The sequence below is a fragment of the Streptomyces sp. NPDC020965 genome (assembly GCF_044333555.1).
Taxonomy (GTDB): domain Bacteria; phylum Actinomycetota; class Actinomycetes; order Streptomycetales; family Streptomycetaceae; genus Streptomyces.
Genome location: NZ_JBIRRE010000010.1, coordinates 271,240 through 284,264 on the forward strand (window position 1 = coordinate 271,240; position 13,025 = coordinate 284,264).

At 73.0% G+C, this 13,025-nt stretch carries 10 protein-coding genes and 2 pseudogenes; 5 read left to right on the plus strand and 7 right to left on the minus strand.

The window, feature by feature from the left end; all coding sequences use genetic code 11:
- Window positions 1-96: 96 nt before the first annotated feature.
- Window positions 97-522 (minus strand): hypothetical protein, encoded by a 426-nt coding sequence (locus ACH4S7_RS28375; RefSeq protein WP_398524154.1) that lies wholly within the window; start codon window positions 520-522, stop codon window positions 97-99.
- Between the two features lie 317 nt (window positions 523-839).
- Between ACH4S7_RS28375 and ACH4S7_RS28380 the strand changes: the two genes are divergently transcribed.
- Window positions 840-1,676: a MurR/RpiR family transcriptional regulator gene (locus ACH4S7_RS28380; RefSeq protein ID WP_398524155.1), complete on the plus strand. Its 837-nt coding sequence runs from the start codon at window positions 840-842 to the stop codon at window positions 1,674-1,676.
- A gap of 69 nt (window positions 1,677-1,745) precedes the next feature.
- Here ACH4S7_RS28380 and ACH4S7_RS28385 read toward each other — a convergent pair whose 3' ends face one another.
- From ACH4S7_RS28385 to ACH4S7_RS28400, 4 genes and pseudogenes are all read right to left on the minus strand, one after another.
- Window positions 1,746-2,120: a hypothetical protein gene (locus ACH4S7_RS28385; RefSeq protein ID WP_398524156.1), complete on the minus strand. Its 375-nt coding sequence runs from the start codon at window positions 2,118-2,120 to the stop codon at window positions 1,746-1,748.
- A gap of 101 nt (window positions 2,121-2,221) precedes the next feature.
- Window positions 2,222-2,725 carry a roadblock/LC7 domain-containing protein gene (locus ACH4S7_RS28390; RefSeq protein ID WP_398524157.1) on the minus strand — a complete coding sequence of 168 codons (504 nt, stop codon included), beginning with the start codon at window positions 2,723-2,725 and terminating at the stop codon, window positions 2,222-2,224.
- 67 nt (window positions 2,726-2,792) lie between these two features.
- Complete coding sequence (locus ACH4S7_RS28395; protein WP_398524158.1) at window positions 2,793-3,614, minus strand: transcriptional regulator; 822 nt, start codon at window positions 3,612-3,614, stop codon at window positions 2,793-2,795.
- Window positions 3,615-4,158: 544 nt separating this feature from the next.
- A pseudogene (locus ACH4S7_RS28400) lies at window positions 4,159-4,351 on the minus strand (hypothetical protein); the annotation flags it as partial.
- Between the two features lie 527 nt (window positions 4,352-4,878).
- Between ACH4S7_RS28400 and ACH4S7_RS28405 the strand changes: the two are divergent.
- Window positions 4,879-6,180, plus strand: coding sequence for an APC family permease (locus tag ACH4S7_RS28405; protein WP_398524263.1), 1,302 nt, complete (start codon window positions 4,879-4,881; stop codon window positions 6,178-6,180).
- A gap of 153 nt (window positions 6,181-6,333) precedes the next feature.
- On the opposite strand, the gene ACH4S7_RS28410 is transcribed toward ACH4S7_RS28405, so the two are convergent.
- Both ACH4S7_RS28410 and ACH4S7_RS28415 read right to left on the minus strand, forming a co-directional pair.
- Entirely contained in the window at window positions 6,334-6,801 is a 468-nt protein-coding gene (locus tag ACH4S7_RS28410) for an SRPBCC family protein (protein ID WP_398524159.1), read from the minus strand.
- Window positions 6,802-6,869: 68 nt separating this feature from the next.
- On the minus strand, window positions 6,870-8,177 hold the full coding sequence (locus ACH4S7_RS28415; RefSeq protein ID WP_398524160.1) for a diaminopimelate decarboxylase: 1,308 nt from the start codon (window positions 8,175-8,177) through the stop codon (window positions 6,870-6,872).
- Window positions 8,178-8,353: 176 nt separating this feature from the next.
- Here ACH4S7_RS28415 and hutU point away from each other — a divergent pair.
- From hutU to ACH4S7_RS28430, 3 genes and pseudogenes are all read left to right on the plus strand, one after another.
- Window positions 8,354-10,033 (plus strand): annotated as a pseudogene (hutU, locus tag ACH4S7_RS28420) (urocanate hydratase); the annotation flags it as partial.
- A gap of 371 nt (window positions 10,034-10,404) precedes the next feature.
- On the plus strand, window positions 10,405-11,595 hold the full coding sequence (locus ACH4S7_RS28425) for an allantoate amidohydrolase (protein ID WP_398524264.1): 1,191 nt from the start codon (window positions 10,405-10,407) through the stop codon (window positions 11,593-11,595).
- Complete coding sequence (locus tag ACH4S7_RS28430; protein ID WP_398524161.1) at window positions 11,586-12,932, plus strand: formimidoylglutamate deiminase; 1,347 nt, start codon at window positions 11,586-11,588, stop codon at window positions 12,930-12,932. The genes ACH4S7_RS28425 and ACH4S7_RS28430 overlap by 10 nt, the downstream gene beginning before the upstream one ends.
- Window positions 12,933-13,025 lie beyond the last annotated feature (93 nt).

The following is a 13,025-nucleotide window of genomic DNA, read 5'->3' on the forward strand; positions in this document are numbered from 1 at the left end:
CGCGCTCGTATGGACGGTTGACGGGCCCGGACACACTCGCACGATCGTCCGACGAGGGCCGGACAGGCTCGCACGGCCGTCCGCGGGGCCGGGGGCTCACTCCTCCCAGTCGGACTTCTTCCTCACCGGCTGGCTCCGGAGCCAGGAGAAGCCGATCCCGGCGTGGACCGCGTTGACCCCGAAGATTCCGGCCCAGGTGACGATGAGCCCCTCGATACCGGCGTTGACGACACCGATGGCGGAGAGCGGGATGGCGACGATCATCGAGATGATGCCGAAACCGAAGCGCTCGCCGAAATTCGTGTCGCTGTGCTGCTGGGGTGCGCGGCTGCCCCGGGCGACCACCATCTGCTGCTCGGCGAGCTGACGGCGCAGACGGCGGTCCACCGTGCCGTCGAGGCGCTGCTCGACCTTGTCGAGGAAGGAATCGACCAGCGCGGACTCATACTCCTCCCCCAACTCTCGGCGGGCGTGCAGGGTGGCGTCGAGCTCCTTCTTGAGCTCGGGATCGCGGGCTTCCATACCCCCTACGCTACGGACGCCACCCGGCCGCGTCAGTGGGGTTAGCCCCCCTTTCGCAGGTGGTGAACCTCAGCTCCGGGCCTGGGGTTCCGCCCCGGAAGCAGCGGCGGGGAAGCGAGCATCAACGTCATGGGAGCGGGGCGGCGGCACGGGTGGCGGCGGGCACGCGGCCGGGGGGACGGTGGGTGTCCGGTCGGGGGGACGGCGAGCACGCCGGCAGGCCGCTGACCGATGATGTGACGGCGACGACGGACCGGTCGAACCGGTCCCGGCCGACCTCCCCCCAGGCCGGGGGACCACCCGACAGAAGGGAAGGCATGAGCGACAGCCCTGCCGCACGGCTCCAGCAGCTCTTCGAGGGGCACCGGCTCACCCCCACCCAGCGGCGCATCGCCCACAGCATGGTGCGCCGCGCCGCCGATGTGCCCTTCCTGTCCAGTGTCGAACTGGCCGAGGTCGCCGGAGTCAGCCAGCCCTCCGTCACTCGATTCGCCGTCGCCCTCGGTTTCGACGGCTACCCGGCCCTCCGCAGACACCTCCGCGAGATCGCGCCCCCGGCGAACGAGCCCACCGAGGACGTCCCCAACGAGTACCAGCAGGCGGTCCACGCCGAGATCGAGAACCTGCGCGCTCTCGCCGAGCTGCTCGCCGACCCCTCCCCGGTCGAGCAGGCGGGGCGACTCCTCGCCGCCTCCGTCCCGCTGCCCGTGCTCGGACTCCGGGCCGCCTCCGCACAGGCCCGCGGCTTCGCCTACTTCGCCGCCAAGGTCCACCCCGACGTACGCCTCCTCGACGAGGGCGGCAGCCTGCTCGCCGATCGGATCGACACCGCCCGCCGCGCCGGTGCCACCGCGCTGCTCTGCTTCGCGCTGCCCCGCCACCCCAAGGAAGTCGTCGAGGCGCTCGCGTACGCGCGCTCGACCGGACTGACCGTCGTCACCGTCGCGGACTCGGTGTTCGCGCCCGTCGCCGGCCACAGCGACCTGCTGATTCCCGCCGCCGTCGGCACCGGCCTCTCCTTCGACACCGTCTGCGCGCCGATGCTGCTGGGCCGGGTACTGCTGGAGGCGATGTGTGACGAGCTGCCGGACGCGCAGGCACGGCTGGAGGAGTTCGACGCCGGGGCGGTGGCCCGGGGCCTGTTCGTGGAGTGAGCCCCGGGCCCCCGGCTCCCGGCTCCTGGCTCCCGCCCGCGGCCGCGCCGGCCGCCGCTCGCCGGCCGCTCAGACCTCCAGCTCCGCCTCGATCCGCTTCAACTGATGGCGGGCCATCGCCAGATTCGCCCGCCCCTTGTCGAGCGCCAGATAGAGGAAGAGGCCGTCCGTGCCGCGGCCCCTGAGCAGCCGGATCAGGTGGTACTGGGCGCCCAGGGTGATCAATATGTCCTCGATGGAGTCCTTCAGCCCGAGCTGCTCCATGGTGCGCACCTTGGCCCGTACGACATCGGTGTTGCCCGCGGCGGCCACGGCCAGGTCGAGCCCTTTGCCGCCGCCCACCGTGCCGAGGGCCATTCCGCTGGTGTAGTCGACGAGTGCCGCGCCCAGGGCGCCTTCGATGACCGTGGTCGCCTGGGTGAGGGCTTGTTCGGTGTTGGCCATGGGAGTTGTCCCCTCGGTGGTCGGGTTCTGGTTGGGCTGGTCGGTCGGGTGGTCTCGGGGCGGTGGTCGGTCTTCGCCCGTGTGGTGGTGGGTGGCGGGGGTCAGCCGGTGTCGAAGGAGAGGCCGGGGGCGGTGGTGCCGTCGACCAGTTCGCCGATACGGGTCCCGGAGCGACGGGCTTCCAGATGGAGCCGGCCGATGTTGACCCGGGGGCTCGCCAGCAGGGTCAGCACGGCCGACGAGCCCGCCGCGTAGCTCGCCACATAGCCGCGTCCGCCCCGTACGACCAATTCGTGGAAGGCCCCCTGCCCGGTCGCCTCGGTCAGTCGGCTGGCGACACTGAGCGCCGCGGCGGTCAGCGCGGCCACTCCATCGGCCCCCGGACTCCCCGAACTCCCCGGACTCCCCGGGCTTCCCGGGCTCACCGGGCTTCCCGGGCTCACCGGGCTTCCCGGTGGGCAGGCCGCTTCGGGCGGCTCCGGGGCCGCGGCGCCGTCCGAAGCCAGGACCAGCCCGTCCGCTCCGGCGACGATCGCCCCGGTGAGCTGCGGTACGCGCAGCCGGAGCCGCGTCAGCTCGGTGAGAATCTCGGCCTCGGCCGTCATGAACTGCTCCCTGGTCGGACGGTGGTACGGGGTACGCGGAGCGGGGTGAGGGGTTACGGGGCTCACGTCACCGTGGTGCCTTCAGTGCGTCGCGGATGCGGAGCAGCAGCGCGGTGTCCGGGGTGGCCGATGGCTCCGGGCCGACGTCCCGGGGGGCTGCCCGGTCCGGTCGGGCGTGGGCTCGCGGCGCGGGCCCGGGGGTGCCGATCAGCCCGTCGGCCGCCAGCCGACGGGTTTCGACCAGGGTGTTGAAGGCGGGGCGCCCCAACTCCCGGGCGATGGCGAGTGGCGTCCGTACTCCGTCGGCCAGCGCCAGCAGCGACCGTCGATGAGGGCCGACCACCCGCCCCCGGGCGCCCCGGCGGTGCCGTACGGGGGCCGTGTCCACCGCCGGATAGGGCCAGACCGAGTCCAGTAGCCGGCCGCGTCGCCACACCTCGCGCGTCACGGCCCGGGTGGGGACCGGCCGTACCCGGCCCATCCAGTGGACCGCCCCGTACCGGAAGCGGGTCGGGCCGCTCGCCGGGGCGAGTGCGAAGAAGGCCGCGTCGAACAGCGCCGTCAGATGGCAGATTTCCAGTTCGCCGCCGCTGATCTGGCCGGTGTCGACGAGATGGCGGGCCACCTCGCCGCGCGAACCCGCCCGGTCCACCGCCGCCGCCCAGCGGCCGGGCCGCAACCGGCCACTGGCGGTCAGCAGCACATCGAGTCCGGGCGCGGCGGGGGCCTCGGCGTGGACGACCTGGCCATCAGCGAGGTACAGGGCGCCATGGTCCCGGATGAGCACTCCGGTGGCGCGTTCGTCCGTGAGCCTGACGAGCATCGGGCACACCGGGGGCGGTGGATTCGCCGGGGCGGGCGGGCGCGCGGGGGAGGCGGCGGCCGTCATCCGAGCACCAGCCTCTCGGCGAGGTTGCGCATCCGCCGTCGGGCGAGGGCGAGATTGCCCAGGTCCCGGTCGAGCCAGAGGTGGAGCAGGACACTGCTGTCGAAGTCGGTCTCCACGAAGCGCACCACGTGGTAGCAGGTACGGGTGGTGAGGACGAGGTCCTCGACCCCGGGCCCGGGGTCCTCGACCGCAGACCCCGGCTCCTCGGCTCCGGACCCGTGGACCTCGCCCCCCGGCCGGAGGTCCTCGACCCCCGGCCCGACGCGCTTGGCCCGCGCGCCCAGCGGTCGTTCGTGCCTGGCCGGTTCGTGCCCGGTCGGTTCGCCCGCGGCCTGCCCGTGCCTAGCCGGTCCGTGTCCGGGCGGTTCGCCCGCGGCCTGCCCGTGTCCGACCTGCCCGTGCCTAGCCGGTTCGTGCCCGGCCTGCCCGTACCCGGCCCGCTCGTGCCCGTATCCGTGCGGGTCCTCGATGGCCGCCCGATCGTGACCGCGTTCCGGGGCCGGGGCGCCCGTCGCGGTCGGGTCGGCCGTCGCGGTCGGGTCGGCCGATGCGAAGGCGGCGTACTCGGCGGCGACCCGGGCCAGTTCGCCGGTCTCCGCCGCCGTGGCCTCGTGGTCGTCGCCGGGTGACTCGCCGACGGTGCCGAGGGCGAGCCCGCTGACCCAGTCCACGAGGGACGCCCCGCGCGCGCCCGGCACCAGCATGGCTTCCAGTAGGCACTCATCGATCCCGGGCACATGGACTCCCTTCCTCCGCCGAGGGGTGTTCCGCGCACTCCGGTGCGGCGGCGGTGACGGAAGGCTATGCAACAGGCCGTTGATGAAAGGGAGTTCTGGCATTTTCCAACGGAACATGCGCGGCCCTCGATAAGGTCCGCGCGCCACTCGGGGCGCCACCGACCCGCGTGTCGACCCGCGTGTCGATCCGGGTGCTGATCCGGGCGTGGACCCAGCGGCCAAGGGAGCGCGCGGCTGTCGCTGCGGCGGTCGCCCCACGGAACGAACGCGGTATCCACACATCCGATCCGCACCCGTCAGGCATCACCCGTACGTCATCGGGCAGTCCTCCTTCCCAGCACCTAGCCACGATCACCGGGGGAGCGCCTGTGACCACCGCGTCCGATGAACCGTCCGCCACACCACCCGTCGCACCGCCGGGGTCACGCTCCGGACCGCCGTCCGGACCGCCCGACTCCCGCGACGGGGACCGGGACCGGGACGGGGAAGGGGCGGCGCCCGACGCCGACGGGCCGCTCAAGCGGGCCATCGGGCCCAAACTGCTCATCCTCTTCGTCATCGGCGACATCCTCGGCACCGGGATCTACGCCACCACCGGCAAGGTCGCGGGCAAGGTCGGCGGGGCGCTCTGGCTGCCGTTCCTGATCGGCTTCCTCGTCGCGCTGTTGACCGCCGCCTCCTATGTGGAGCTGGTGGGCAAGTACCCCAAGGCGGCCGGGGCCGCGCTCTACACCCAGAAGGCGTTCAAGGTCCCCTTCCTGACCTTCATCGTCGCCTTCATGGTGATGTGCTCCGGACTGTCGTCCGCGAGTGCGGCGGCCCGCGCCTTCAGCGGTGACTACTTCCTGGAGTTCACCGACGCCGTCCCCGCGACCCTGCTCGCGATCCTCTTCATCCTCGTCCTCGCCGCGCTCAATCTGCGCGGTGTCTCGGAGTCCGTGAAGACGAACGTGGTCCTCACCGTCGTCGAGCTGACCGGTCTCGCGATCATTCTCGGGATCGGGGCCTGGGCGGTGTTCTCCGGCGACGGTGAACCGGCCCGGCTCACCGAGTTCGAGGCTTCGGGCACCGGATACGCCCTGCTCACCAGCGTGTTGGGGGCCACCGCGCTCGGCTTCTTCGCCTTCGTCGGCTTCGAGGACTCGGTCAACATGGCCGAGGAGACCAAGGACCCGGTCCGCACCTTCCCCCGCGCGATCTTCATCGGGGTCGCCGTCACCGGCACGATCTACGTACTGGTGGCCCTGATCTCCTCGCTGCTGGTCGACTCACGGACCCTGGAGGGATCCAGCGGCCCGCTGCTGGAAGTGGTCAAGGCGGGCGGGGTGGACTTCCCGCCCAAGGTCTTCGCCCTGATCGCGCTGTTCGCGGTCACCAACTCCGCCCTGATCAACATCATGATGGCCTCCCGGCTCTGCTACGGGATGGCCAATGAACGCATCCTGCCCCGGGCGATGGGCAAGGTCCTCCCCAAGCGGTGTACCCCCGTGGTCGGCATCGTCTTCGTCTCGGTGCTGGCGATCGGGCTGGTGACGACCGGGGAGATCGAGGGACTCGGCGACACCACCGCGTTCCTGCTGCTCTGCGTGTTCGCGGTGGTCAACATCTCGGTGCTGGTACTGCGCAAGGACCCGGTCGGGCACGCCCACTTCCGTACGCCCACGGTGCTGCCGGTGCTCGGCGCGATCACCGCGCTGGCGCTGGCGAGCCCGCTGGCCGACCGGGACGCGGAGGTCTACATCCGGGCCGGCGTGCTGGTGGCGATCGGCATCGGGCTGTGGGGGCTGAACAAGGCGGTGATGAAGGCGCGCGGGGAGGACACCGCCTGATCCCCTTCCGCCCGTGCGTGCGGCGCTCCGCGCGGGCCGGCGCTTGCCCCCGTACGGCTTCGTGCGTGCCCCCCCCGTACACCATCCGTTCGCGCTCCCCGTACGGCAAGAGCGCCGGCCCGTACGGGGAGCGACAGAGCGCCGGCCGGTCCGTCAGCCGCCGCTCTCCACCGCCGCCGCCACGTCCGCCAGGTCCCGTTCGATCGCCTTGGCCACCGCCCGCGCGCCCAGCCCGCCGAAGAGCTTGGCGAGCAGCCCCGGCCCCCCGCCGGAAGGTGCCGCCGTGAAGGCCATGCGGACCAGGGTCCGGTCCGGTTCACCGGAGTCGAGGGTGAACTCCGAGATGTAGTGCGCGCCCCGTGAGTCCGCCTCCACCACATAGCGTCGCGGCGGCTCGCTGGCCGTCACGTACATCTCCTCGGTGGCCGCCTTCCCGAACATCCTGCGGGTCTCGCGCCAGCGGGTGCCGACGCCGAACGGCTGGTCGGTCAGGAGCTGGACCGACTCCACCCCGCTCAGCACGTCCGGCGCGCCCGCCACATCGGTGAGGGCGCGCCAGACGCGCTCGGCGGGGGCCGCGATCCGGCGTTCGACGACGACGGCAGTGGTGGTGTTCGCCATGTTTCCAGGAAAGCAGCAGGGGCCGCCGGGCGCCCCTTGAGGACGCGACCTACAGCTGAGGACGCGACCTACAGCAGCGCGTCCGGCTGCCCGCCGCCGCCCTCGGCGACGATCTCGGCCACGGTCTGGGGAGCCCGTACGAGCGAGAAGCGCACCCCGTCCGCCCCCAGGGCGTAGCCGTGCACCCCCGGCCGGGGCAGGCTGTTGTAGCCGAAGTGGTTGGCGAAGTAGTACGCGCCGGTGTCCAGTGCCGCGACCACGTCCCCCGGCGCCAGCAGCGGCAGCGCCCGCGCCTCGGCCAGCAGGTCGCCGGCGAAGCAGGCCGGTCCCGCGACGTCCTGGACGACCGGTTCGCCGGTTTTGGGGCGCCCCTCGCCGTCGTACGCGTGGATGCGCAGCGGCCAGGACGCGGGGTCGTAGACGGTACGGGTGGCGACCTGGACGCCCGCGTGGGTGACCGCGATCGGGCGGCCCCCGGAGACCTTGGTGTACTCGACCCGGGCGAGGATCAGCCCGTGCTTGGCGACGAGCGACCGGCCGAATTCGGTGACCAGCCCGTAGCGCCCGTCCAGCAGCCCCGGGACCCGCTCCTTCAGCAGCGCCGCGTACTCGGCGTAGGTCGGGGTCTCGTCGTCGGAGGCGAAGTTCACCGGGAGTCCGCCGCCGATGTCGATGGTGTCGATCTGCTGCCGGCCGGCCGCCGCGTTGATCTCCTCGGCGAGCGCGTGGGCCTCCCGTACGCCGTCGACCATCCGCGCCAGCGGGATGCCCTGGGAGCCGGTGTGGGTGTGCAGCCGGGTGAGCCAGGGGCGGTCGAGATACATCCGTACGACCTGTTCGCGGGCGCCCGGGTCGCGCAGGACGACACCGAACTTCGAGGTCGCGGTCGCGGTGGACAGCGCGCCGATCGATCCGCCGCCGACCTGCGGATTGACCCGCAGTCCCAGCGGGGATTCGGTGCCCCGGGCGGCGAGGGCGTCGATGCGGGCGAGTTCCTGCGGGTTGTCGGCGTTGACGGCGATGCCGAGGGCGAGTGCCTCGCGCAGTTCCCCGGGGGTCTTGGCGGGGGAGTCGAGGACGGTCCGCGCGGCGGGGATGCCGGCGGCGCGGGTCAGGGCCAGCTCGCCGGGGCTGGCGACCTCGGCGCCGATGCCCTCGGCGCCGAGCAGGGCGAGTACGGGGACGAGGGGCGCGGCCTTCACGGCGAAGGCGTGCAGGACGGGCGCGTCGGTGACGGCGGCGAACGCCTCCCGCAGCGCCCGGGCGGACTCACGGATTCCGGCCACGTCCAGGAGGGCGGCGACGGGCTGCTCCTCGGTGAGGAGGCCCTGTGCAACGGCGGCGCGTATGGCTTGATTCCGACGGTCGACTGTCATATGCGCCAGCCAACCATCCGGAGCCCGTCCGGCGCATCTGTTGACTAGAAGTATTCATGTCGACAGGATGTGAATGGATGACGAATGGATGACCTGTCACGGGTGGCCACCACCGGTGACCCACCACTGGCGGCCGATCCCACCGGGGCGGCCCGCCGTCGCGAGGAGGCATGGCCATGCCAGGTGCAGTATCAGGTGCCGCGTCAGGACCCCGCCCCGTACGGGCACCGCGCGGTACGGAGCTGAGCGCCCTCGGCTGGCAGCAGGAGGCCGCCCTCCGGATGCTCCAGAACAACCTCGACCCCGAGGTCGCCGAACACCCCGACCAGCTCGTCGTCTACGGCGGCACCGGCAAGGCGGCCCGCGACTGGCGCTCCTACGACGCCATGGTCCGCACCCTGCGGACGCTCAAGCAGGACGAGACGATGCTCGTCCAGTCCGGCCGCCCGGTCGGCGTGATGCAGACCCACGAATGGGCCCCGCGCGTCCTCATCGCCAACTCCAACCTGGTGGGCGACTGGGCCAACTGGGAGGAGTTCCGGCGGCTTGAGGCCCTCGGCCTCACCATGTACGGGCAGATGACGGCCGGTTCCTGGATCTACATCGGCACCCAGGGGATCCTCCAGGGCACGTACGAGACGTTCGCCGCCGTCGCCGCGAAGAGGTTCGGGGGCACCCTCGCCGGGACGATCACCCTCACGGCCGGGCTCGGCGGCATGGGCGGCGCCCAGCCGCTCGCGGTCACCATGAACGACGGCGTCGCCATCTGTATCGACTGCGACCCGCGTGCGATCGAGCGCCGGATCGAGCACCGCTATCTGGACGTCCGCGCCGATTCCCCGGAGCACGCGCTCCGGCTCGCGACCGAGGCCCGCGACGCCCGTCGGCCGCTCTCCATCGGCGTCCTCGGCAACGCGGCCGAGCTGCTGCCCCGCTTCCTGGAGATGGGCGCACCGATCGACATCGTCACCGACCAGACCTCGGCGCACGATCCGCTGGCGTATCTGCCGACCGGTGTCGACTTCGCCGACATGGCCTCCTACGCGGCGGAGAAGCCGGCCGACTTCACGGTGCGGGCGCGCGAGTCGATGGCCCGCCATGTGGAGGCGATGGTGGGCTTCATGGACGCGGGCGTCGAGGTCTTCGACTACGGCAACTCGATCCGGGGCGAGGCCAGGCTCGCCGGCTATGACCGCGCGTTCGCCTTCCCCGGCTTCGTACCGGCCTATATCCGGCCACTGTTCTGCGAGGGGAAGGGTCCGTTCCGGTGGGCCGCGCTGTCGGGCGAGGCGTCTGATATCGCCAAGACCGACCGCGCGATGCTGGAGCTGTTCCCCGAGAACGAGTCACTGCGCCGCTGGATCGGCCTCGCGGGCGAACGGGTCCGTTTCCAGGGGCTGCCCGCGCGGATCTGCTGGCTCGGGTACGGGGAGCGGGACAAGGCGGGCGAGCGCTTCAACGACATGGTGGCGAGCGGCGAGCTGGCCGCCCCACTGGCGATCGGCCGGGACCATCTGGACTGTGGATCGGTGGCCTCGCCGTACCGGGAGACCGAGGCGATGCTCGACGGTTCGGACGCCATCGCCGACTGGCCGCTGCTGAACGCCATGGTGAACGTCGCCTCTGGCGCGTCCTGGGTCTCCATCCACCACGGCGGCGGCGTGGGCATGGGCCGCTCCCTCCACGCGGGTCAGGTGACGGTGGCGGACGGGACGAAGCTCGCGGGCGAGAAGGTGCGGCGGGTGCTGACCAACGACCCCGGGATGGGGGTCATTCGGCATGTGGACGCGGGCTACGAGTCGGCGGACGCGGTGGCGGCGGAGCGGGGCGTACGGGTCCCGATGCGCGAGTCCGATGGAGGTGCCGGCGCGGGTGCCGGTGCCGACGGGGGTCCTGGCGACAGGGCCGATGGGGGCGCTGGCGGCGGTGGCGGTGCCGAACAGGCCCGGGCGGCCCGGGACGGTGACCGGTGAGCGCGCGGAACGGCCGGGCGGCCCCCGGCGACGGCGGCACGGAGCAGCCCGACAAGCCCGACACGCCCGACACCTGCGAAGCCCCTGTGGCCCCCGCAGACCCCTCCGTCCCCTCCGCCGTCCCCTCCGTCTCTCAAGGCACCTCTGCGTCCGCAGCCACCCGCGTACCCCCGGTGGCAACGGCCGCCCCCTCGCCGGGCGCTCCCACAAGTCCCACCAGCCCCACGCTCACCACCGCCCCCTCCTTCCAGACCATGTGGCGGGAGTTGGCCCCCATCGGCCGTGACCCCGACACCCACGGCTACCGCCGCCACGCCTGGACCCCCGCCGACACCGACTGCCGGGCCTGGTTCCGGGACCAGGCCGAGGCGCGCGGACTCGTCCATGAGCTGGACCGGAACGGCAACCAATGGGCCTGGCTCGGCGACCCCGCCCAGGGCGACGCCGTCGTCACCGGATCGCACCTCGACTCCGTCCCCGACGGCGGCGCCTTCGACGGCCCCCTCGGCGTGGTCTCCGCCTTCGCCGCCGTCGACGAGCTGCGCCGCAGGGGCGCCCGGCTCACCCGCCCCCTCGCCGTCACCAACTTCGGCGACGAGGAGGGCGCCCGCTTCGGGCTGGCCTGCGTCGGCTCCCGGCTCGCCTCAGGACGGCTCACCAAGGCCCAGGCGTACGAACTCCGGGACGCCGACGGCGTCAGCCTCCCGCAGGCCATGGCGGCGGCCGGGCACGACCCCGACACCATCGGCCCCGACCCCGAACGCCTCGCCCGCGTCGGCGCCTACGTCGAACTCCACGTCGAACAGGGCCGGGCCCTCGACCTCTCCGGCGACCCCGTCGGCATCGCCTCCGCGATCTGGCCGCACGGCCGCTGGCGGTTCGACTTCCACGGCGAGGCCAACCACGCCGGCACCACCCGGCTGGTGGATCGCCGCGATCCGATGCTCGGCTACGCGGAGACCGTCCTCGCCGCCCGCCGCGAGGCCGCCCTCGCGGGCGCCCTCGCCACCTTCGGCAAGGTCTCGGTGGAACCCAACGGCGTCAACGCCATCCCCTCCCTCGTCCGGGGCTGGCTGGACTCCCGCGCCGCCGACCAGTCCACCCTCGACACCGTCGTCACCGCGATCGAGGAGGCCGCCCGGGAGCACGCCGACCGCGCCGGCGTGGAGCTGCGGGTCGTACGGGAGTCCTTCACGCCGGTCGTCGAGTTCGACCACGCCCTGCGCGACGAACTGAACCGGATGCTCGGCGGCCGGGTGCCCGTTCTCGGTACGGGGGCGGGACACGACGCCGGAATCCTCTCCGGCGCGCTGCCGACCGCCATGCTGTTCGTACGGAACCCCACGGGCGTCTCGCACTCCCCGGCCGAGTTCGCGGCCGAGGACGACTGTGTCGCCGGGGTCCTCGCACTCGCCGACGTACTGGAGGGCCTCGCGTGCCGCTGACGACCTACTGGGCCGAACACGCCTGGCTCGGCACCCATGTCGAGCCTGGCGTGGCGCTGGAGGTGCGGGACGGCCGGGTCGCATCCGTCCGCCAGGAGGTCGGGACACCGCCGCCGGGCGCCGAGATCCTGCGCGGACTGACCGTCCCCGGCCTCGCCAACACCCACTCGCACGCCTTCCACCGGGCGCTGCGCGGCACGGTCCAGGTCGGCACCGGCACCTTCTGGACCTGGCGCGAGATGATGTACCAGGCCGCCTCGGCGCTCACCCCGGACACGTACCACGCCCTCGCGCGCGCCGTGTACGCGGAGATGGCGCTCGCCGGGATCACGGCGGTCGGTGAGTTCCACTATCTGCACCACGCCCCCGGCGGGGGGCCGTACGCCGACCCCAACGCCATGGGCGAGGCGCTGATCGCGGCGGCGGCCGACGCGGGCATCCGGATCACCCTCCTCGACACGGTCTACCTGCACGGCGGGCTGACCCGCGACGGCCACCGGCCGCTCGAAGGGCCGCAGCTCCGGTTCGGCGACGGTTCGGCGGACGCCTGGTACGAGCGCTGGTCCCGGCTGACGGAGCGGGAGCACGTACGGATCGGGGCGGCGATCCACTCCGTACGGGCGTTCTCCGAGGCGGACGGTTACGCGGAGTTCGCCGCCCGCACCGCACGGGTGCCGGTCCACATCCACCTCTCGGAACAGCCCGCCGAGAACGAGGCGTGCCGCGCGCTGCACGGCTGCACCCCCACCGAACTGCTCGACCGCCACGGCTTCTGGCGGCCCGGGACGACGGCCGTGCACGCCACCCATATGACCGACGGGGACATCCGGACCCTGGGCTACGCCGGTGCCGGGGTCTGTATGTGTCCGACGACGGAACGGGACCTGGCGGACGGCATCGGCCCGGCCGCCGCCCTCCAGCGGGCCGGCACGCCGCTGTCGCTGGGCAGCGACAGCCATGCCGTCATCGACCTGCTGGAGGAGGCGCGGGCGATGGAGCTGAACGAACGCCTGCGCACCCGGACCCGTGGCCACTGGACGGCGGCGGCCCTGCTGCGCGCGGCGACGGGCGACGGCCACGCCGCCCTGGGCTGGCCGGACGCGGGCCGACTGGAGGCCGGGGCGCGGGCCGACTTCGCGACGGTGGCGCTGGACTCGGTCCGCACGGCGGGCCCGGTCGGCCGGCTGGCGGCGGAGGCGGTGGTGTTCGCGGGGACGGCGGCCGATGTGCGGGACGTGGTGGTGAACGGCCGGCGGGTCGTACGGGCGGGTGAGCACCAGCTCGTCCCCGATGTGGCGGCGGCGCTGGCGGACTCGATCGCGGCGCTGCGGGCGTAGTTTCCGTACGGGGGGCGTGGTTTGTCGTTCCCGTACGGGGCGTGGTCTCCGCACGGGGCGGCGGTTCGGCGCGCGGCGTTGGCGGTTCGGCGT